The sequence below is a fragment of the Gammaproteobacteria bacterium genome (assembly GCA_035279405.1).
Classification (GTDB): Bacteria; Pseudomonadota; Gammaproteobacteria; order Natronospirales; family REEB76; genus REEB76.
This window is the reverse complement of sequence record DATEHU010000021.1, coordinates 87,725-104,642: the sequence shown is the minus strand read 5'-3', so window position 1 is coordinate 104,642 and position 16,918 is coordinate 87,725. Positions and strand designations below refer to the sequence as shown.

Annotated in this window: 19 protein-coding genes; 13 read left to right on the top strand and 6 right to left on the bottom strand. The window is 63.7% G+C overall.

The window, feature by feature from the left end; translation table 11 throughout:
* Window position 1: 1 nt before the first annotated feature.
* The 9 genes from VJR90_03045 to VJR90_03005 all read left to right on the top strand — a co-directional run bounded on the left by VJR90_03045 (window position 2) and on the right by VJR90_03005 (window position 7,207).
* Window positions 2-604, top strand: coding sequence for a DUF4390 domain-containing protein (locus VJR90_03045; protein HKV96452.1), 603 nt, complete (start codon window positions 2-4; stop codon window positions 602-604).
* The gene (locus tag VJR90_03040) at window positions 601-2,805 is read left to right on the top strand and encodes an ATP-binding protein (protein HKV96451.1); all 2,205 of its coding nucleotides are present in this window, start codon (window positions 601-603) and stop codon (window positions 2,803-2,805) included. The genes VJR90_03045 and VJR90_03040 overlap by 4 nt, the downstream gene beginning before the upstream one ends.
* 11 nt (window positions 2,806-2,816) lie before the next feature.
* The gene (locus tag VJR90_03035) at window positions 2,817-4,190 is read left to right on the top strand and encodes a sigma-54 dependent transcriptional regulator (GenBank protein ID HKV96450.1); all 1,374 of its coding nucleotides are present in this window, start codon (window positions 2,817-2,819) and stop codon (window positions 4,188-4,190) included.
* Window positions 4,191-4,317: 127 nt separating this feature from the next.
* Entirely contained in the window at window positions 4,318-5,679 is a 1,362-nt protein-coding gene (locus VJR90_03030) for an RHS repeat-associated core domain-containing protein (protein ID HKV96449.1), read from the top strand.
* Between the two features lie 4 nt (window positions 5,680-5,683).
* On the top strand, window positions 5,684-6,100 hold the full coding sequence (locus VJR90_03025; GenBank protein ID HKV96448.1) for a hypothetical protein: 417 nt from the start codon (window positions 5,684-5,686) through the stop codon (window positions 6,098-6,100).
* Between the two features lie 27 nt (window positions 6,101-6,127).
* Window positions 6,128-6,574, top strand: coding sequence for an RHS repeat-associated core domain-containing protein (locus VJR90_03020; GenBank protein HKV96447.1), 447 nt, complete (start codon window positions 6,128-6,130; stop codon window positions 6,572-6,574).
* A gap of 147 nt (window positions 6,575-6,721) precedes the next feature.
* Window positions 6,722-6,931: a hypothetical protein gene (locus VJR90_03015; GenBank protein ID HKV96446.1), complete on the top strand. Its 210-nt coding sequence runs from the start codon at window positions 6,722-6,724 to the stop codon at window positions 6,929-6,931.
* Window positions 6,921-7,103: a type II toxin-antitoxin system RelE/ParE family toxin gene (locus VJR90_03010; protein HKV96445.1), complete on the top strand. Its 183-nt coding sequence runs from the start codon at window positions 6,921-6,923 to the stop codon at window positions 7,101-7,103. The genes VJR90_03015 and VJR90_03010 overlap by 11 nt, the downstream gene beginning before the upstream one ends.
* Window positions 7,100-7,207, top strand: coding sequence for a type II toxin-antitoxin system RelE/ParE family toxin (locus VJR90_03005; protein HKV96444.1), 108 nt, complete (start codon window positions 7,100-7,102; stop codon window positions 7,205-7,207). The genes VJR90_03010 and VJR90_03005 overlap by 4 nt, the downstream gene beginning before the upstream one ends.
* Window positions 7,208-7,303: 96 nt before the next feature.
* On the opposite strand, the gene VJR90_03000 is transcribed toward VJR90_03005, so the two are convergent.
* From VJR90_03000 to VJR90_02990, 3 genes are all read right to left on the bottom strand, one after another.
* A complete protein-coding gene (locus VJR90_03000) occupies window positions 7,304-7,873 on the bottom strand; it encodes an SPOR domain-containing protein (protein HKV96443.1) in 570 nt (189 codons plus the stop codon).
* Complete coding sequence (gene argS / locus VJR90_02995; protein HKV96442.1) at window positions 7,873-9,558, bottom strand: arginine--tRNA ligase; 1,686 nt, start codon at window positions 9,556-9,558, stop codon at window positions 7,873-7,875. Before argS ends, VJR90_03000 begins: the two co-directional genes overlap by 1 nt.
* A gap of 80 nt (window positions 9,559-9,638) precedes the next feature.
* A complete protein-coding gene (locus VJR90_02990; protein ID HKV96441.1) occupies window positions 9,639-11,852 on the bottom strand; it encodes a primosomal protein N' in 2,214 nt (737 codons plus the stop codon).
* A 133-nt stretch (window positions 11,853-11,985) separates the two neighbouring features.
* Between VJR90_02990 and VJR90_02985 the strand changes: the two genes are divergently transcribed.
* From VJR90_02985 to VJR90_02970, 4 genes are read left to right on the top strand one after another with little or no spacing between them, the layout of a single operon-like run.
* Window positions 11,986-12,675 (top strand): RNA polymerase sigma factor, encoded by a 690-nt coding sequence (locus VJR90_02985; protein HKV96440.1) that lies wholly within the window; start codon window positions 11,986-11,988, stop codon window positions 12,673-12,675.
* Window positions 12,672-13,079, top strand: a complete 408-nt coding sequence (locus VJR90_02980; protein ID HKV96439.1) for a hypothetical protein — start codon at window positions 12,672-12,674, stop codon at window positions 13,077-13,079. Before VJR90_02985 ends, VJR90_02980 begins: the two co-directional genes overlap by 4 nt.
* Window positions 13,072-13,377, top strand: coding sequence for a hypothetical protein (locus VJR90_02975; protein HKV96438.1), 306 nt, complete (start codon window positions 13,072-13,074; stop codon window positions 13,375-13,377). Before VJR90_02980 ends, VJR90_02975 begins: the two co-directional genes overlap by 8 nt.
* On the top strand, window positions 13,362-13,868 hold the full coding sequence (locus tag VJR90_02970) for a DUF3106 domain-containing protein (GenBank protein ID HKV96437.1): 507 nt from the start codon (window positions 13,362-13,364) through the stop codon (window positions 13,866-13,868). Before VJR90_02975 ends, VJR90_02970 begins: the two co-directional genes overlap by 16 nt.
* 61 nt (window positions 13,869-13,929) lie before the next feature.
* On the opposite strand, the gene VJR90_02965 is transcribed toward VJR90_02970, so the two are convergent.
* The 3 genes from VJR90_02965 to VJR90_02955 form a co-directional block, all read right to left on the bottom strand.
* Window positions 13,930-15,327: an NAD(P)(+) transhydrogenase (Re/Si-specific) subunit beta gene (locus VJR90_02965; GenBank protein ID HKV96436.1), complete on the bottom strand. Its 1,398-nt coding sequence runs from the start codon at window positions 15,325-15,327 to the stop codon at window positions 13,930-13,932.
* A complete protein-coding gene (locus VJR90_02960; GenBank protein HKV96435.1) occupies window positions 15,324-15,629 on the bottom strand; it encodes an NAD(P) transhydrogenase subunit alpha in 306 nt (101 codons plus the stop codon). The genes VJR90_02965 and VJR90_02960 overlap by 4 nt, the downstream gene beginning before the upstream one ends.
* A gap of 123 nt (window positions 15,630-15,752) precedes the next feature.
* Complete coding sequence (locus VJR90_02955; GenBank protein ID HKV96434.1) at window positions 15,753-16,874, bottom strand: NAD(P) transhydrogenase subunit alpha; 1,122 nt, start codon at window positions 16,872-16,874, stop codon at window positions 15,753-15,755.
* Window positions 16,875-16,918: the final 44 nt, after the last annotated feature.

Sequence of the window (16,918 nt, the reverse complement as noted above, 5' to 3'; positions counted from 1 at the left end):
CATGAACGGCCTGTTCGGCCGGCTGCCGGCATGCCGCGGTCTGGCCGCGGGCGTGCTCACCGGTGCGCTGCTGTGCATGTGCCTGTCACCGGGTGCGCATGCCGACAACAACAGCGGCGGCTTCGTGATCCGCACCGCCTACACCGAGTTGCTGAACGGCGTGTATTACCTGAGCGCGGATGTGGATTTGAACATGAGCGGCAAGGTGCTGAACGCGCTCGAAAATGGCGTGCCGCTCACCGTGGAATGGCAGATCCAGGTCATCCACCCGCGGTTTTTGCTCTGGAACCAGACCGTGGCGACGCTCACCGAGCGCTATCAGATCAGCTACCATCCGCTCACCCAGCGCTTCGTGATCAAGAACCTGAACAGCGGCGAACAGCAGAGTTTCGCCAGCTACCGTGACGCGGTGCTGAATCTCGGCCAGGTCAACGATCTGCCGGTGATTGACGTCAGCCTGCTCGAGCCGCACACCCGCTACCTGATCCGCATGCGTGCGGTGCTCGACATCACCGAGTTCCCGGGTCCGCTCAAACTCATCGCGTCACTGTTCAAGGGCTGGGACCTGTCGAGCGACTGGTACGCCTGGGTGCTCGCCTCATGAGGCGCTACGTCGTACCCCTGGTGATCGCGGCCGGCATGATCGTGATGCTGGTGTCGCTGCTGCTGCTCAGCAAGAGCACGGCGAATTCCGCGGATTTCGAGCAAATGCACGACGGCCTGCTTATGGTGAACGCGGTGGCCGTGCTGGTGCTGGTGGCGGTCATCGGCTGGAACCTGGCGCGCCTGGTGCTGCAGTATCGCCGCAACGTCACCGGTTCGCGCCTGACCACGCGCCTGGTGGTGATGTTCGTGCTGCTCGCCATCGTGCCGGTGGTGCTGGTGTATTACTTCTCGGTGCAGTTCATCAGCCGTGGCATTGATTCCTGGTTCGACGTGCGCGTGGAGCGCGCGCTGCAGGATGCCATCGAACTGTCGCGCAGTGCGCTGCAGTTGCGCGTGCGCGAGCTGCTGGCGCGCACCGAACAGATCGGCAACACCCTGGCGGTCACCAGTCCGGAGAATTCCCCTCAGCAGCTGGACCTGCTGCGTCGTCGCAGCGGCGCCACCCAGCTTACGCTGTTGTCGGGCATGGACGGGCACATCATTGCCACCAGCTCAGCGCTTTCGGCGCAGCTCATTCCGGACCTGCCCGGTGAGCAACTGCTCATGCAGGTGCGCAGCGGCGGCGTGTACGTGGGCCTGGACCCGGCGGGCGACAACGGTCTGCACATTCGCGCGCTGGTGCCGGTGACCGCGGGTGGCTTGTGGTGGCGGCCGGAAATCCTGCAGGCGATTTTCCCGGTGGCTGACCAGCAAAGCGGCCTCGCCAACCAGGTGCAGGCCGCGTATTCGCACTACCACGAGCTCACGGTACTGCGCCAGCCGCTCAAGTACAGTTTCATGCTCACGCTCTCGCTGGTGCTGGTACTGTCGGTGCTGATGGCGGTGTGGGTGGCGTTCGTGGCCGCGCGCAAGCTCGTGGAACCGATCCAGAACCTGGTGGAAGGCACGCGCAGCGTGGCGCGCGGGGATTTCAGCACGCGCCTGCCGCTGACCTCGCGCGACGAAATCGGTTATCTGGTGTCCTCGTTCAACGAAATGACCCAGCGCCTGTCGCTGGCGCAGGACGCGGCGCGCAAGAGCCGTGCGCAGGTGGAAAGCGAGCGCAGTTATCTGGACGCGGTGCTCACGCGGCTGTCTTCGGGCGTGATCTCGCTGGGCGCCAATCTCACGCTCAAGACCGCGAATCCGGCCGCGAGCGCGGTACTGGATACCGATCTCAGCCGCCACCTCAACAAATCGCTGGCGCCGCTCGCCGGTGAGTCGTCGCTGTGCGCACAGTTCGTGAGCGCCTGCCGCAAGCATCTGGACGCGGGCGAGACCGAGTGGCGCGAGGAAATGCTGTTGCACGGCGCCACCGGCCGGCGCATGCTGATGGTGAGCTGCACCACGCTCACCGGCAGCGGCGACGCGCCCGGTCACGTGCTGGTGTTCGACGATCTGACGGCACTCATCGAAGCGCAGCGTGATGCCGCCTGGGGCGAAGTGGCGCGGCGCTTGGCGCACGAGATCAAGAATCCGCTCACCCCCATACGTCTGGCGGCGGAACGCCTGCGCCGCAAATACCTGCCACAGTTCAAGGGCAGCGACGCCGAGGTGCTGGAGCGCTCCACGCATACCATCGTGCAACAGGTCGAAGCCATGAAGTCCATGGTCAATGCCTTCAGCGAATACGCGCATACCCCGCCGCTGGAATTTGCACCGCTGGACCTGAACGCGCTGGTGCGCGAAGTCACCGAGTTCTATCGCACGCGCGAGTCCGGCACGGCCATTCAGTTGAAGCTGGACGACGACTTGCCGCGGGTGGATGCCGACTCGGGCAGGGTGCGGCAAATGCTGCATAATCTGCTCAAGAACGCGCAGGAAGCGCTGGAGGGTCGCAAGACCGGGCGCGTGAAAGTCACCACGCATTATTACCACCGCAACAAGGAGGAGTTGGCGGAGATTCTGGTGGAGGACAACGGCCCGGGTTTCGATGCCGAGATCCTCGGACATGCGTTCGAACCGTACGTGACCAGCAAACCCAAGGGCACCGGCCTCGGATTGGCGATCGTCAAGAAACTGGTGGAAGAGCACGGTGGCAGCATCCGCGTGCGCAACGGTCCCGAGGGCGGCGCCGTGGTGAGCATTCGTCTGCCGGTCACCGAGGGCGGCCGCAGCAACGCATTGTTTGGCGGCCTGCAACGGCGCTCCGGCGCCTAGGAGAGTAGTGCATGCGAGCCTCGCAGATTCTGGTGGTGGACGATGAAGCGGACATCCGCGCCATGGTCCAGGAAATCCTCACCGAGGAAGGCTACGAAGTGAAAGTGGCGGGCAGCGCCGCGGAAGCCCGCAGCGCGCGCCGTCAGGGCGAACCGGACCTGGTGCTGCTCGACATCTGGATGCCGGACATGGACGGCATCAGCCTGCTCAAGGAATGGACGCGCGAGCAGCGCTTGCCGTTCCCGGTGGTGATGCTGTCGGGCCACGGCACCGTGGATACCGCAATGGAAGCCACGCGCCTCGGGGCACTGGATTTTGTCGAGAAGCCGCTGTCGCTGGCCAAGCTCTTGCGCACCGTGGAACAGGCAATCGCCGGCGGGCGCGACACGCGCAATGCCCCGGCGGCGCACGGCCAGCCGGCGTCGCTCGAGCCGCTGGGCCGCAGCCGCGTCATGCAGCGACTGCGCGAGCAATGCCGGCGCGCGGCCAGCCAGGACAGTCCGGTGCTGCTGCTCGGCGAAGCGGGCAGTGGCCGGGAAAGCGCGGCACGCTACATGCATGCTCTCAGCGCACAGTCCGCCGGACCGTTCGTGAGCGCGGTGCTCACCGGCGTGCCGCAGGCGGAAATCGAAATGCGTTGGCTCGGGCGCGAAAGCGCGGGACAGGTCGAGCCCGGCTGGCTGGATGCGGCGCGTGAGGGCACGCTGTTCCTGAACGAACTCACCGGCATGCCGCTTGCGGTGCAGGAGCTTTTGTACAACGTGCTGCAGCAGGGCGGTTACACGCGCGTGGGCGCGCAGGCATCCAACCGCCTGGAATTGCGCCTCATAGCTTCCGTCGAGCCGACCATAGAGCACCAACTGGCGGACGGCCGTTTCCGCCGCGATCTCTACGAGCATGTGAGCAGCGTAGTCATCCAGGTGCCGCCGCTGCGCAGTTATCTTGAGGACGTGCCGGAACTTCTGCGCTATTACAGCGACGCGCTCGCCGACAGCGAGCGGCTGGAGTACCGGCGCTTCAGCGTGGCGGCCCAGAACCGCCTGCGCAATTATCCCTGGCCCGGAAATCTGGCGGAGCTGCGCAATCTGGTGCGCCGCCTACTGGTGCTGGGCGAGGATCGCGAGGTGTCGCTGGAAGAATTGGAAGCCGCACTCGCGCCCTATAGCGCCGACGGCCCGCTGGTGAAACAGGATCTGCTGGCGCTGCCGCTGCGCGAAGCGCGCGAACATTTCGAGCGCGCGTATCTTGAACAGCAGTTGCAGCTCTGCGGCGGCAAGGTCGGCAAGCTCGCGGAGCGCGTCGGCATGGAACGCACGCATCTGTACCGTAAGCTCAACTCGCTGGGAATTGATTTCCGCAATCTGGCCGACGACGAGGGCGCCTGACGCCTTCAGTTGGTCTTGATGACCAGCGGCTCGATGTGGTGCTGGGCGAGCCGAAGCTCTTAGGTTAATGAGTGGGCGGATGTCGGGAGCGTGCGGTCCACACCTGCAGAGCAGCGGCACCGGGGTGGTGGCGATCCGCACGGTGCGCGACGACGGGATTCTGACCACGCGCTATGTGACGGGCAATCATCTGGGCGGGGTGAGCGTGATCAGCGATGAAGTGGGCACGGTGGATCAGCGCATGAGCTACGGAGCATTTGGAGAACGGCGCGACCCCACGACTTGGCAGCCCTACGCCAGCATGCCCGACCTCACGAACATCACCGACAAGGGCTACACCGGCCAGCAGCAGTTGGACGCGGTGGGCTTGGTGCACATGAACGGGCGGGTGTATGACCCGCAGATTGGCAGGTTCATGAGCGCCGATCCGACCGTGCCCGACCTGCTGGATGGGCAGAGTTTTGCCCGCTATGCGTATGTCGAGAACAATCCGCTCTCGGCGATTGATCCGAGCGGATTTGAGCCTGATCATTATATGTGGGATGTAGTGACATCACGTTGGGACTGTTATACGGGAAATTACAACCCCTGTTCTGCACCGGGACCGAAACTTGCCCCTACAAAGATTGCTGCTGATTACGGAAACGGGACTATGCCGTCGCCTGTCGGGACTGGACAAACCCCGGTTCCGCCTGCACCTACCGTGCCACCGGCACCGCCTCCTCCGCCGCAGCAACAGCAACAGGGACAATCGCAAAACCCGTGTGCGACGAATCCCACCGGTGCGTGTTACGGTGATACGGGGCCGTTTGCAACTGACAGTTGCGATGTGATTAATTGCGGCGGTGACAACCAGGTACTGAATATAATCAACAGCACCGATGGATTCACCACGTGGGACGGGAGTATTTTCAACGCCGGACCCGGGATTAACGCGATTCGGCCGCGGGAATTGATAGAAATCCCCAACGCTCATATGCCCATCGGCGGCGGATCGACCGTCGGCGCGCCCAAGGTTCCGGGGTCGGTGGGAATGACGATTCCGGGCGGCCTCAGTATAGGAGCAGATGCAGCTAACGCAATTAAATATGGAACTCAGGTTTATGGTCCCCCACTGGCACCGGCTAATACTGTCCAAACAATTGCCCGTACGGCCGGAATCATTGGCAGGGCATTATCTGGTGGTGCAGCCATACTTGGTGCTGTGAAGCTTTATTTGGATTTTTATAATCCTCATTCAACCAATACAACGCTTGCGCTTGATACAAGCGACTTGGCCGTGAATGTGGCAGCACTAAAATCTCGTAACGAATGGATTATTGTGGGTGCAGCTCTTTATGATTTTGCAAGAATTATTCAGGAGAATGCTCCACCGGCATGCGAAGGTGCGTGCGCTATAAACAATGAAATTGGTTATGGGGCTTCGCTGCCCGTAATTCAACAAGATTTGCAACAAGGTGTGCCAGTTCCTGGTTATCCAGGTCCGTGAAAACATGCTGCGTTTTTTCGATTATGTTTTCTATCGCCAATACCGCTACATCCGGCAGGCCGGAAAGGGTGAATACTGGGCATCATGGTCTGCTTTTTCTTGGACACTTGTTGTTTTACTTGTAACTATTATCGGTATGTCATCATTGGCAGCACTACTAACTGGATATGATGTAATAGGAAAACTTTTGGCACTGCCGAGTGTTGAAAAATATGGATTAATGGCGGCATTTCTACTGCTCTGTGAAGGTAGATGGGGACTCAGGTACAAAATTATTCTTGCAAAGTTTGAGAACCTTAAAGAAACGAAACGCCAAGCGTTGTACCGCAATATTGGTATCTGGATGTATGTGTTAGTCTGGGCTGTTGTAAGCGTTGTTATCATCAGATATCAGGCGTTTACAATAGGTCTCGTGCAGTAACGGGTTTTGAATTTGATCAAGTAACCGGTGACCCTTCTCGGCACCGGGGTGGTGGCGATCCGCACGGTGCGGGACGACGGGATACTGACCACGCGCTACGTCACGGGCAATCACCTGGGCGGAGTGAGCGTGATCACGGACGAAGTGGGCACGGTGGACGAGCGCATGAGCTACGGAGCGTTTGGCGAGCGGCGCGACCCGACCAACTGGCAGCCTTACTCCAGCCTGCCCGACCTCACGGACATCACCGACAAGGGCTACACCGGCCAGCAGCAACTGGATGCGGTGGGGCTGGTGCACATGAACGGGCGGGTGTATGACCCGGAGATCGGCAGATTTATTTCTGCCGATCCGACCGTGCCCGACCCGCTCGATAGTCAGAGCTTCGCTCGCTATGCGTATGTGGAGAACAATCCGCTGTCGGAGATTGATCCGAGCAGCGCCTGTTTCTTCTGCGGTTCCATACATAGGTAGCGCTTCATGCCCTAGACGGGGCCGGCCACGTGGCAGATGATCCGCGTCCGTGGTGTGCATCTGGCTGGGAGCTTTGGCGCAGAAGGCAGTGGAATGAGGCGGTGTATAAGGCTTAAAATCCGCCTGTCCAATCCGTGAGTGCAAACCATGGCGAGCGCCCCTGAAACCATTAGCGACAAAGTTCACCGTCTGGCGGACAAGCTGCCGAAGAACGCCACTTGGGACGATGTGATTGAGGAAGCGCGCTTTCGCAAAGCCATTGAAACCGGCATCGCTGCGGCGGACCGGGGCGAATTCGCCACCGACGAAGAAGTCAAAGCCGCGTTCAAGAAATGGGACGTGAACGTTGAGAGTTAAATGGACCCGCCCCGCCTTAGCCGATCTCATCGAAGCCCAGACCTACATCGCACAAGATAACCCGCGCGCGGCCCAACGGATCGGTGAGCGGGTGTGGGAAGCAGGGAAGCAGTTGCGCGATAACCCCTACATCGGACGGCCCGGCGAAAGAGCCGGACCCGTGAGTGGGTGATCGGTCGTACGCCCTATCGCCTCATCTACCGTGTCAAAGAAGATGTGATTGAAATTCTGCGTGTGTGGCACGCGAGGCGTAATGCCGCAACGGACGCAGACTAGTTTAGTCTGATATCCCGGGATGCTCTGTTCAATTCCATTGGCGTTACATCCTGCAACTTCGCTGCGCATAGCACGAACGGGGGGTAACTAACCTTTTCAGTTGGTCTTGATGACCAGCGGCTCGATGTGGTGCTGGGCGAGCTTGGAGCGCAGCGCATTGAGGTCGGCAAGATTCTGGATGGGACCGATGCGCACCCGGTTCCAGGTGCTGCCGTTGGACACTTTGACTGTCTGGATGCCGGATTCGATGCCGAGCAGCGCCAGGTTGGCCTTGAGCTTGTCGGCTTCCGCGTAATCCTGGAACGAACCCACCTGCAGGATATAGGTGCCGGGCTGGCTCACCGGGCCGGGTACGTCGGCGGAGCGGGTTTCCTTGTCCTGGCTGGGGATGACCACCTGGAACGAGGGCAGCATGCGGTAGAAATCAAAATGCGGTGCGGTGGAGGCGTTCGGCGCCGGCGTCGAGGTTTTGCCCGGGGTTTTCGCCTCCCGCCCGGTGGTCGGGTGCAGGTGGTGCTGGACGCGCTGCCAGACCCTGGGCGCGCCTTTCATCACGATCACCGCCACCAGGATGCCGATGATCAGCCAGCCCCAGCCGGGCAGTCCGCCGTTCTTGCCGCGCGGCTTGTCTTTGGGTTTCGGCGAGTTTTTATAGTCCTTCGCCATTACATGGACTCCGGCGCCGACACGCCGAGCAGCGCCAGACCGTTCTGCAGTACCTGGCGGGTGGCGGCCACGAGCGTGAGGCGCGCGTCGCGCAGTGGCGCATCCTCGACGATGAAGGTGTGGGCGTCGTAATAGGTGTGGAAGTCGTTGGCCAGTTCGCGCAGGTACACAGCAATCAGGTGCGGTTCGAGGTTGCGCACCGCAGTCTCCACCAGCTCGGGAAAGCGCGACAGGCTCACCATCAAGGCGTGTTCGTGCGTCTCGCCGAGACGCGCGAGATGGGCGGCGCCGTTGCGCGCATCCCACGCCAGGCTCTTTTCCGCCAACTGGCGGAACACGCTGGCGATGCGCGCGTGCGCGTACTGGATGTAGTACACCGGATTTTCGTTGCTGCGCGAACGCGCCAGATCAATGTCGAAGGTGAGCTGGGAATCGCCTTTGCGCGCCACCAGAAAATAGCGCGTGGCATCGCGGCCGACTTCGTCAATCAACTCGCGCAGCGTCACGTAGTCGCCGGCGCGCTTGGAGATTTTCACTTCCTGGCCGCCGCGCATCACCGTGACCATCTGGTACAGCAGGTAGTCGGGATAACCCGCGGGAATGCCGCAATCCAGGGCCTGCAGGCCGGCGTGCACGCGTGCCAGCGAGCCGTGATGGTCCGAGCCGAGCACGGTAATGGCTTTGTGGTAGCCGCGCTGCCACTTGCTCCGGTGATAAGCCACGTCCGGCACGAAATACGTGTAGCTGCCGTCGGACTTGCGCATCACGCGATCCTTGTCGTCGCCAAAATCGGTGGTGCGCAGCCACAGCGCACCGTCCTTCTCGTAGGTGTGTCCGTGCGCAATCAGCTCACGCACGGTCTCCTCCACCTTGCCGTCGGTGTACAGCGAGGACTCGAGAAAATACACGTCGAAGTGCACGTCGAAGGCCTGGAGATCGAGGTCTTGCTCGCGGCGCAGGCAGGCCACGGCAAACGCGCGGATCGCATCCAGATCGTCCGGGTCCTGCGCGCCGCGCAGCGTGTGATCCCGGACGCTCACGCTCTCGCCCGCGAGATAGGCGCGCGCCACGTCCGCAATGTATTCGCCGCGATAGCCGTCCTCGGGCCAGCCCTTGCTGCCCGGTGCCAGACCGCGGGTGCGCGCCTGCACCGAGAGCGCGAGATTGTGGATCTGCACGCCGGCGTCGTTGTAGTAGAACTCGCGTCGCACGTTCCAGCCGGCCGCCGTGAGCAGCCGGCTCAGACAATCGCCGAGCGCGGCGTTGCGGCCATGGCCCACGTGCAGCGGGCCGGTGGGGTTGGCGGACACGAATTCCACGCCTACGCTCCGGCCCGCGCCGAGTTGGTTGTGGCCGTACGCCGCACCGACGCGCAGGATCTGTTGCAGCTCCGCGTGGTAGGCGGAAGGCGACAGGAAAAAATTGATGAACCCGGGTCCGGCGATCTCGACCTTGGCAACCGCTTCCGATGACGGCAGCGCCGCGATGATCGCCTGTGCCAGTGCGCGCGGATTTTTACCCGCGGGTTTTGCAAGCGTGAGCGCCACGTGACTTGCGAAATCGCCGTGCGTAGGATCGCGGCTGCGCTCGAGCAACGACGTGGACGGCAGCGCCGTCTTCGGAAACAGTTCGCCGGCCAGGTGCTTGAGGGTCGAGCGCAGCAGATCTTCGAGCGGCTGTTTCAAACGCGGCTTCCGGTACGGGAAAAAACTGAGGGCGAAATTCTACAGGCTGGCCCGGCGGCATTGAAGCCAAACGCGGTTTTTCACAGGGTTTCCGCGGGATCCACGTCCAGCGACCAGCGCACGCGACGCGCCTGTTTGAGTGCATACAGCGCCGGCAAAGCCGTGGCCAGCGCCTGCTGCAGCAGCGCGCGTTGCGCGGCGATGAGCAGCAGTTGCGCGCGGTAGCGGCCCGCACGCCGTTCCATGGGAGCGGGCGCCGGACCGAGCAACTGCACCTGCCGGCCGCAGGCGGGCGCGAGTTTGCGCCGTGCGGCTTCCAGAAACGCCATGGGGGCGGCGCGCGCCACGGCTTCCGCGCGCAACAGCGCCATCGCGGCATACGGCGGCAGCCCGGCCGCGCGCCGCTCGGCGAGCAATGCCTGGGCGAAGCTTGCGTAACCCTCGCGTACCAGATGCGTGAGCAGCGGATGGTCCGGGTGATGCGTCTGGATCAGCACTTCGCCGTGGCGTGCGGCGCGCCCCGCGCGTCCCGCGACCTGCATGATGAGCTGCGCCATGCGCTCGCTGGCGCGGAAATCTACTCCGAACAGGCCCTGATCGGCATCCACGATCCCGACCAGCGTGACCCCGGGAAAATCGTGACCCTTGGCCAGCATTTGCGTGCCCACCAGGATCGGAAATTCACCGCGCTGCATGCCGTCGAGCAGCGCCTCGAGCTTGCCCTTGCGCCGGATGCTGTCGCGATCCAGCCGCGCGATGCCGGTGTCCGGGAACAGGCGCGCCAGCGCGCGTTCGATGCGCTCGGTGCCATAGCCGTATTGCCCGAGCGCGCCCGCGCCGCACTCTTCGCAGCGTGCCGGCAGCGACCGTTCGGCGCCGCAGTGGTGGCACTGCAGGCGGCGGTTGGCGTGCAGCGTGAGGCGCGCATCGCAGCGCCGGCATTGCAGCGTTGCGCCGCACACGTGGCACATGACCGTGGGCGCGTAGCCGCGGCGGTTGAGAAACAGCAGCACTTGCCCCTCGGCCTGCAGGTGCCGGCGCATGGCGTCGAGCAGGAGATCCGACAGGCCGTCCTCCATCGGACGATCACGGATGTCGAGCAGGCGGAGTTGCGGGTGCTGGGCAACGCCCGCACGCTCCGGCAGTGACAGGTGCGCATAGCGCAGTTGCGCGCAGTTGTGCAGCGACTCCAGTGAAGGCGTGGCCGAGCCCAGCACCACGGGAACGTGGTGACGTGCGGCGCGCACCACCGCGAGATCGCGTGCCGAATAGCGAAAGCCGTCCTGCTGCTTGAACGAGGCGTCGTGTTCCTCGTCCACGACGATCAGCCCGGGATGCTTGAGCGGCAGGAACACGGCCGAGCGCGTGCCGACCACCACGGGCGCGAGGCCGGTGCGCGCCGCCTGCCAGGCGGCCAGCCGCTCGCCCGCAGCGAGCGCCGAATGAAACACCACAGCCGCGGGGAAGCGGCGGCGCACGCGCTGCAGCAACTGCGGCGTGAGGCCGATTTCCGGCACCAGCAGCAAAGCCTGGCCGCCGCGGCGCACGCACTCGGCCATGACCTCGAGATACACCTCGGTCTTGCCGCTGCCGGTAACGCCGTCCAGCAGGAACGCCTGGAATTGTCCCAGCGCCGCCTGGATTTTCTGCGCCGCCGCGCCCTGCGCGGCATTCAGGTTGAGACCCGCGGTCACCGGAACGCTAGCGGGTGTTGACGGCGGCACACGCGAAATTTTTTCCACCCAAGCGTGCCGCAGGAGCGCGCGCATCGGGGGCTGCCAATGCGCGAGCGCGGCATCGAGCGCGGCGGATTCCATGCCGCCGGCGTGCTGCACAAGCAGGCGCAGCAACGCCGCCTGCTTGGGTGCGCGTTTAAGCAGCAGCATGTCGGCTGCGGACCCCGCCGCTGTCAGGCGCCACACATAAGTCAGTGCGGCCACGCCGGATTCTCCCGTGCGCAGCATCGGTGGCAGCAGCGCGGCGACGACTTCGCCGATCGGGTGGTGGTAATAGTCGGCGGCCCAGCGCGCCAGCGCCAGCAGATCCGCCGGAATCAGCGGGGTCTCATCCAGAAGCGCGGACGCGCGCTTGAGTTTTGCCGCAGGGACGTCGCTGTGCGTGGAGGTGGCGAGCAGCACACCTATGATTTCGCGCTTGCCGAAGGGCACGCGCAGGCGCATACCGGGCGCGAGGGTGGCGGTATCCACATGTTCCGGCGGCAGGTAATCAAAATGCCGCGGCAGCGGCGCGGGTACCGCGACATGCAGGATCAAGGGTGCCGGAGATTTCACCACGGCAGCGGTTTATTCCCAAAATCTGTGGATAAGCTTGTGGATGTTTTGTCGGAAGCTGCGGCCATCGCCGATTTCCCGTGCGTGGTTTTCTGTTTGGGCAAATTTTGTCCGCGGCTTGGCGGCATGGCAATTGATGTTGTGGAATCTGGCCTGGCAGGATGCCGCGACCCGCCGGCTGTGGTTACACGGCGGCGCCGATACCACGCCCGGCCGCTCCGGCATGATAACCTTCGGCCCCGGTGGCACGCCGGAATCGCGGGCGGTGCACGGGGGTTTTCTGGATACCACAGCCAATCTGAATGCGTTCCTGTCCGGGGTGGAGCGACGCGCCTTCCGCATCGCGCAGTTTGCCTTGCGCAATCCGGACGATGCGCTCGACGCGGTCCAGGATGCCATGCTGCAGCTCGCCAAGCGTTATGCCGCGCGTCCGCAGGGGGAGTGGCCGCCGCTCTTTTACCGCATTTTGCAAAGCCGTATCCGTGACTGCCAGCGGCGCCGCGTGGTGCGCAACCGGTTCCTGAGCTTTTTTGGCGGCCAACGCGAGGCCGAGGGCGACCCGCCGGATCCCATCGAGGCGGCCGCCGATACGGCCGGCCGGGATCCCTCCGAGCAGGTGGCCCAGAACAATGCCATGCAGGCCCTGGATATGGCGCTGCACGCCCTGCCGGGGCGTCAACGGGAAGCCTTCGTGCTGCGTATATTGGAAGGTCTGGACGTGGCGGACACCGCCAAATCCATGGGCTGCTCCGAGGGCAGCGTCAAAACCCACCTGTCGCGGGCGGTGCACAGCCTGCGCCAAAGCCTGGGGGAACATTGGTCATGAACGAAGCAACCGATAGCCGCATGCTCGAGAAGGCCCGCCGGGTCTTTCGGGAAAGCGTGGCGGCGCTGGATGCCACCACCCTGCGACGCCTGCGGGAGGCGCGCGAGCGCGCCCTGCAAGAAGCACAAACGCCTCCCGCCGTCTGGCGCCGTCCGGTCTGGGGCGCGTCGCTGGGCGCCGCCGCCGTGGTGGTCGCGGCCGTGGTCGGCGCCCTGGTGTGGTGGAACGTGAATCCCCAGCCGAGCATGCCCTTCGCCACCAACAATGGCGAGGACATGGCGATCGTGCTGTCGAACGACAACCTCGACATGTATGCCGACATGGACTTCTACCGGTGGCTGCAAGCGCAACAGCAGCAATCTTCCAAGACGCAATCCGAGAGTGGAGGCGACAACAATGGCTAAGTCCGCCGTTTTGCTGATGGCCGCACTGCTGTGTGGGAGCGCCGCGTATGCCAAAACACCAAAACCGGCAGCGCCTCCACCCAAGGCGGACCCGGCGCTGCTCGAGTTTCTCGGTTCCTGGCAATCCAGCGACGGCACCTGGGTCGATCCCATGACCTTCGCACGTATTGATCCCGAGAAACTCACGGCCGAACACGCACGTCAAACCGGCAAACCGGTGCCGCCCTCCAAGAAGGCGAATCCGGACGGGACGCCGCCCGGCGCCGAGCAGAGCCGCGCCTCATGGCACGCAGGCTAAGCATCATCCTTGCGGCTCTGTGCCTGACCTGCGCCGCAGTCGCGGCGTTTGCTCAGAGCGCCGCACCGTCGCCCACAGCCGCGCCGGCTGCACCTGCCGCACCGGTGGCATGGGCGAACCTCACGCCCCAGCAGCAGCAACTGCTGGCGCCGATGCGCAACAAATGGGCCACACTGCCGCCCGACCGCCAGCAGCGGCTGATCCGCGGCGCGGACCGCTGGGCCCAGATGACACCGGCGCAACGTCAGCAGGCACGCGTGCGTCGCCAGCATTGGCGCGATCTGTCGCCGGCGGAGCGCACACAAATCCGCAAGCGTTTCGACACCTTCCAGAAACTGCCGCCGGCCGAGCAGCAGCAGATCCGCACGGAATTCCAGAAGTTCCAGAAGATGTCGCCCGCAGAGCGCAAGGCGCTGCGCGAGCGCTGGAAGCAGATGACGCCTGCGCAGCGCGCCGCATTCCGTGCCCACGTTGATCGTCCGCCGCGCTGAGTGATTGGCAAATCGTGACGGCAGACAATCCCCGCTCGCCGGGGTTATTTTTTGCGGGCACTTACTCCAGCGATTTGATGCTCTGAATGAGCCGCGTCACGGCTTCCTGGCCGTCGCCGTAGAGCATGCGCGTGTGGTCCATGTAGAACAGCGCGTTCTCGATGCCGGAGAAGCCGCGCCCCTGACCGCGCTTGATGACGATGACGTTCTTGGCTTTGTCCACGTTCAGGATCGGCATGCCGTAAATCGGACTGTCTTTTTTATTGCGCGCATCCGGGTTCACCACGTCGTTGGCGCCGATGACGAGCGCCACGTCGGCGGTTGGGAATTCCGGATTGATTTCCTCGAGGTCGGCGATCAGATCGTAGGGCACGCCGGCTTCGGCCAGCAGCACGTTCATGTGGCCGGGCATGCGGCCCGCGACCGGGTGGATGGCGAATTTTACCGTCACGTCGCGGTGCTGCAGGAGCTGCGCGAGTTCCCAGACCTTGTGCTGCGCCTGTGCAACGGCCATGCCGTAACCGGGCACGATGATGACCTTGCTCGCATACGCCATCATGGTGCCGGCATCGGCGGCGTCGATGGGCTTGAGACTGCCCGAGATTTCGCCGCCCGCGGCCGCGACTTCGCCGAAATTGCTGAACAGTACGTTGGCGATGGAACGGTTCATGGCCTTGGCCATGAGTTGCGTGAGCAGGGTGCCGGCCGCGCCCACCAGCATGCCGGCGATGATCATCGCGGCGTTCTGCAGCGCAAAGCCCTCGAAGGCCACGGCCAGGCCGGTGCAGGCGTTGTAGAGCGAAATCACCACCGGCATGTCGGCGCCGCCGATCGGCAAGGTCACGAGGATGCCGAACACCAGCGCCACCACGAAGAACGGCACCACGATGTACACCGCCGGATTGCCATGCACCACCATGATCCAGATGCCGAGCGCCACGGTGACGGCGAGCAGCAACGCGTTGACGTATTGCTGCACGCGGTAGCGCAATGATTTCTTGATCAGCCCCTGCAGTTTGGCGAAGGCGATGAGGCTGCCGCTGAACGACACCGCGCCGATGATGGCGCCGATCACCGTGAGCACCACTTCGGCCGTGGCGAAGGGCTTGCCGCGGATCAGCTCCTGACAGGCGATGGCCGCGGCCGCGCCGCCGCCCATGCCGTTATAGAGCGCCACCATCTGCGGCATCGCGGTCATCGGCACCACCCGGCCGCTCCACCACGCCGCCACGCCGCCGATGAAGATGGCGACGATGATGAGGATGTAGTTGTGCATCCCCGGCCACAGGAAGGTGATCAGCCCGGCGATCAGCATGCCGACGCCGGCCCAGACGATGCCGTTCTTCGCGCCCTTGGGCGAACTCATGCGCTTCAGTCCGATGATGAACAGCAGCGCGGCGATGAAGTAGATCGCCTGGATCAGATCGTCGGTGAGCTTGGGCGAGAGCAGGTGGCTCATGTGCGGCTTTCCGGTTTCTTTTTCTCGCTGGTCTTGAACATCGCGAGCATGCGCTCGGTGGACACGTAGCCGCCCACCACGTTGCCGGCCGCGAGCAGCACGCCGATGAACCCGATGACCTGTTCGGCGGTGGTGTGCGCGTTGCCGAGCGCCACCATGGTGCCGACGAGCACGATGCCGTGCACGAAGTTCGAACCGGACATGAGCGGCGTGTGCAGGATCACCGGTACGCGCGAGATCACCTCGTAGCCGGTGAACGCGGCAAGCATGAAGATGTACAGTGCTATAAAACCGCTAATCATGTCTCGTACCTCGATGTCCAGTACGGTTCAGAAAGTGCTGCGTTCCGGGTGCTGCGTGCTGCGTGGAATCTGGTTCTTCACTCAGCACTCAGCACTCAGCACCCAGCACCCAGCACTTGCTCTTTATCCTTCCGCCAGTCTCCGCGTCGGCTCGTGCCGGATCACGCCGTCGTGCGTGAGCACGCTCTTGGCGTACACCTCGTCGTTCCAGTCGATGTGTACGCTGCCGTCTTTCACCAGCGGCGTGAAGAAGTTGAGCAGATTGCGCGCGTACATGTCGCTGGCATGTTCCGCGAGCAGGCTGGGCAGATTCAGCGGACCGCTCACCAGCACATGGCCGTGCCACACATCTTCGCCGGGTTTGGTCAGCTCGCAGTTGCCGCCGGACTCGGCCGCCAAGTCCACGACCAGCGCGCCGGGTTTCATGCTGTCCACCATCGCCGTCGTAATGATTTTGGGCGCGGCGCGGCCAGGGATCGCAGCGGTGGTGATGACCGCATCCGCCTGCGCCATGTGTTTCGCCAGCACGTCAGCCTGTTTCTGTTTTTCTTCGGTGGTTAATTCGCGTGCGTAACCGCCTGTGCCTTCCGCTGACACGCCGGTATCCACGAATTTCGCGCCGAGCGATTCCACCTGCTCACGCGCGGCACTGCGCACGTCGTAGCCTTCGACCATGGCGCCCAGCCGGCGCGCGGTGGCGATTGCCTGCAAGCCGGCGACGCCCGCGCCGATCACCAGCACCTTGGCCGGACGGATGGTGCCGGCGGCGGTGGTCAGCATGGGGAAGAAACGCGCGAGTTTTTCTGCGGCCAGCAGCGCTGCCTTGTAACCGGCGGCGGCGGCCTGCGACGACAGCGCATCCATTGCCTGCGCACGCGAAATGCGCGGCACGAATTCCATGGCGAAGCTCGTGACCTTGCGGTCGCGCAGCGCCTTGACCACTTCGAGATTGCGGTGCGCGTTCAAAAGACCAATCAGAATTGATCCCGCTTGCATGCGCGCGATGTTTGCGGGCAGGGGTGCGAGCACCTTGAACACTACGTCCGCCGTTGCGGCGCCGTCCGCGGCGCTCGTCAGGTGCACGTCCTTGAACAGACTGTCGGGAAAACCCGCCGTTGTACCGGCACCGGATTCCAGCAGCAGCTCTGCGCCCAGGGCCTTGAGTTTGACCGCCACCGCCGGGCTGATGGCCACGCGGCGCTCGCCCGGGGCTTGCTCCTTCGGTACAAAGACCCTTATGGCCATGCGGTTCTCGTGTGGGCAGGAAATGGCCGTCCGCCGGCCGCGTT

Bases quoted from the DNA above. Each gene is read 5' to 3' on its own strand.
- VJR90_03035 (HKV96450.1), top strand. From the start codon at position 2,817: ATGCGAGCCTCGCAGATTCTGGTGGTGGACGATGAAGCGGACATCCGC.
- VJR90_03040 (HKV96451.1), top strand. From the start codon at position 601: ATGAGGCGCTACGTCGTACCCCTGGTGATCGCGGCCGGCATGATCGTG.
- VJR90_03015 (HKV96446.1), top strand. From the start codon at position 6,722: ATGGCGAGCGCCCCTGAAACCATTAGCGACAAAGTTCACCGTCTGGCG.
- VJR90_03000 (HKV96443.1), bottom strand. From the start codon at position 7,873: ATGGCGAAGGACTATAAAAACTCGCCGAAACCCAAAGACAAGCCGCGC.
- VJR90_02960 (HKV96435.1), bottom strand. From the start codon at position 15,629: ATGATTAGCGGTTTTATAGCACTGTACATCTTCATGCTTGCCGCGTTC.
- VJR90_02965 (HKV96436.1), bottom strand. From the start codon at position 15,327: ATGAGCCACCTGCTCTCGCCCAAGCTCACCGACGATCTGATCCAGGCG.
- VJR90_02970 (HKV96437.1), top strand. From the start codon at position 13,362: ATGGCACGCAGGCTAAGCATCATCCTTGCGGCTCTGTGCCTGACCTGC.
- VJR90_02980 (HKV96439.1), top strand. From the start codon at position 12,672: ATGAACGAAGCAACCGATAGCCGCATGCTCGAGAAGGCCCGCCGGGTC.
- VJR90_02985 (HKV96440.1), top strand. From the start codon at position 11,986: ATGTTGTGGAATCTGGCCTGGCAGGATGCCGCGACCCGCCGGCTGTGG.
- VJR90_03045 (HKV96452.1), top strand. From the start codon at position 2: ATGAACGGCCTGTTCGGCCGGCTGCCGGCATGCCGCGGTCTGGCCGCG.
- VJR90_02975 (HKV96438.1), top strand. From the start codon at position 13,072: ATGGCTAAGTCCGCCGTTTTGCTGATGGCCGCACTGCTGTGTGGGAGC.
- VJR90_03025 (HKV96448.1), top strand. From the start codon at position 5,684: ATGCTGCGTTTTTTCGATTATGTTTTCTATCGCCAATACCGCTACATC.
- VJR90_02955 (HKV96434.1), bottom strand. From the start codon at position 16,874: ATGGCCATAAGGGTCTTTGTACCGAAGGAGCAAGCCCCGGGCGAGCGC.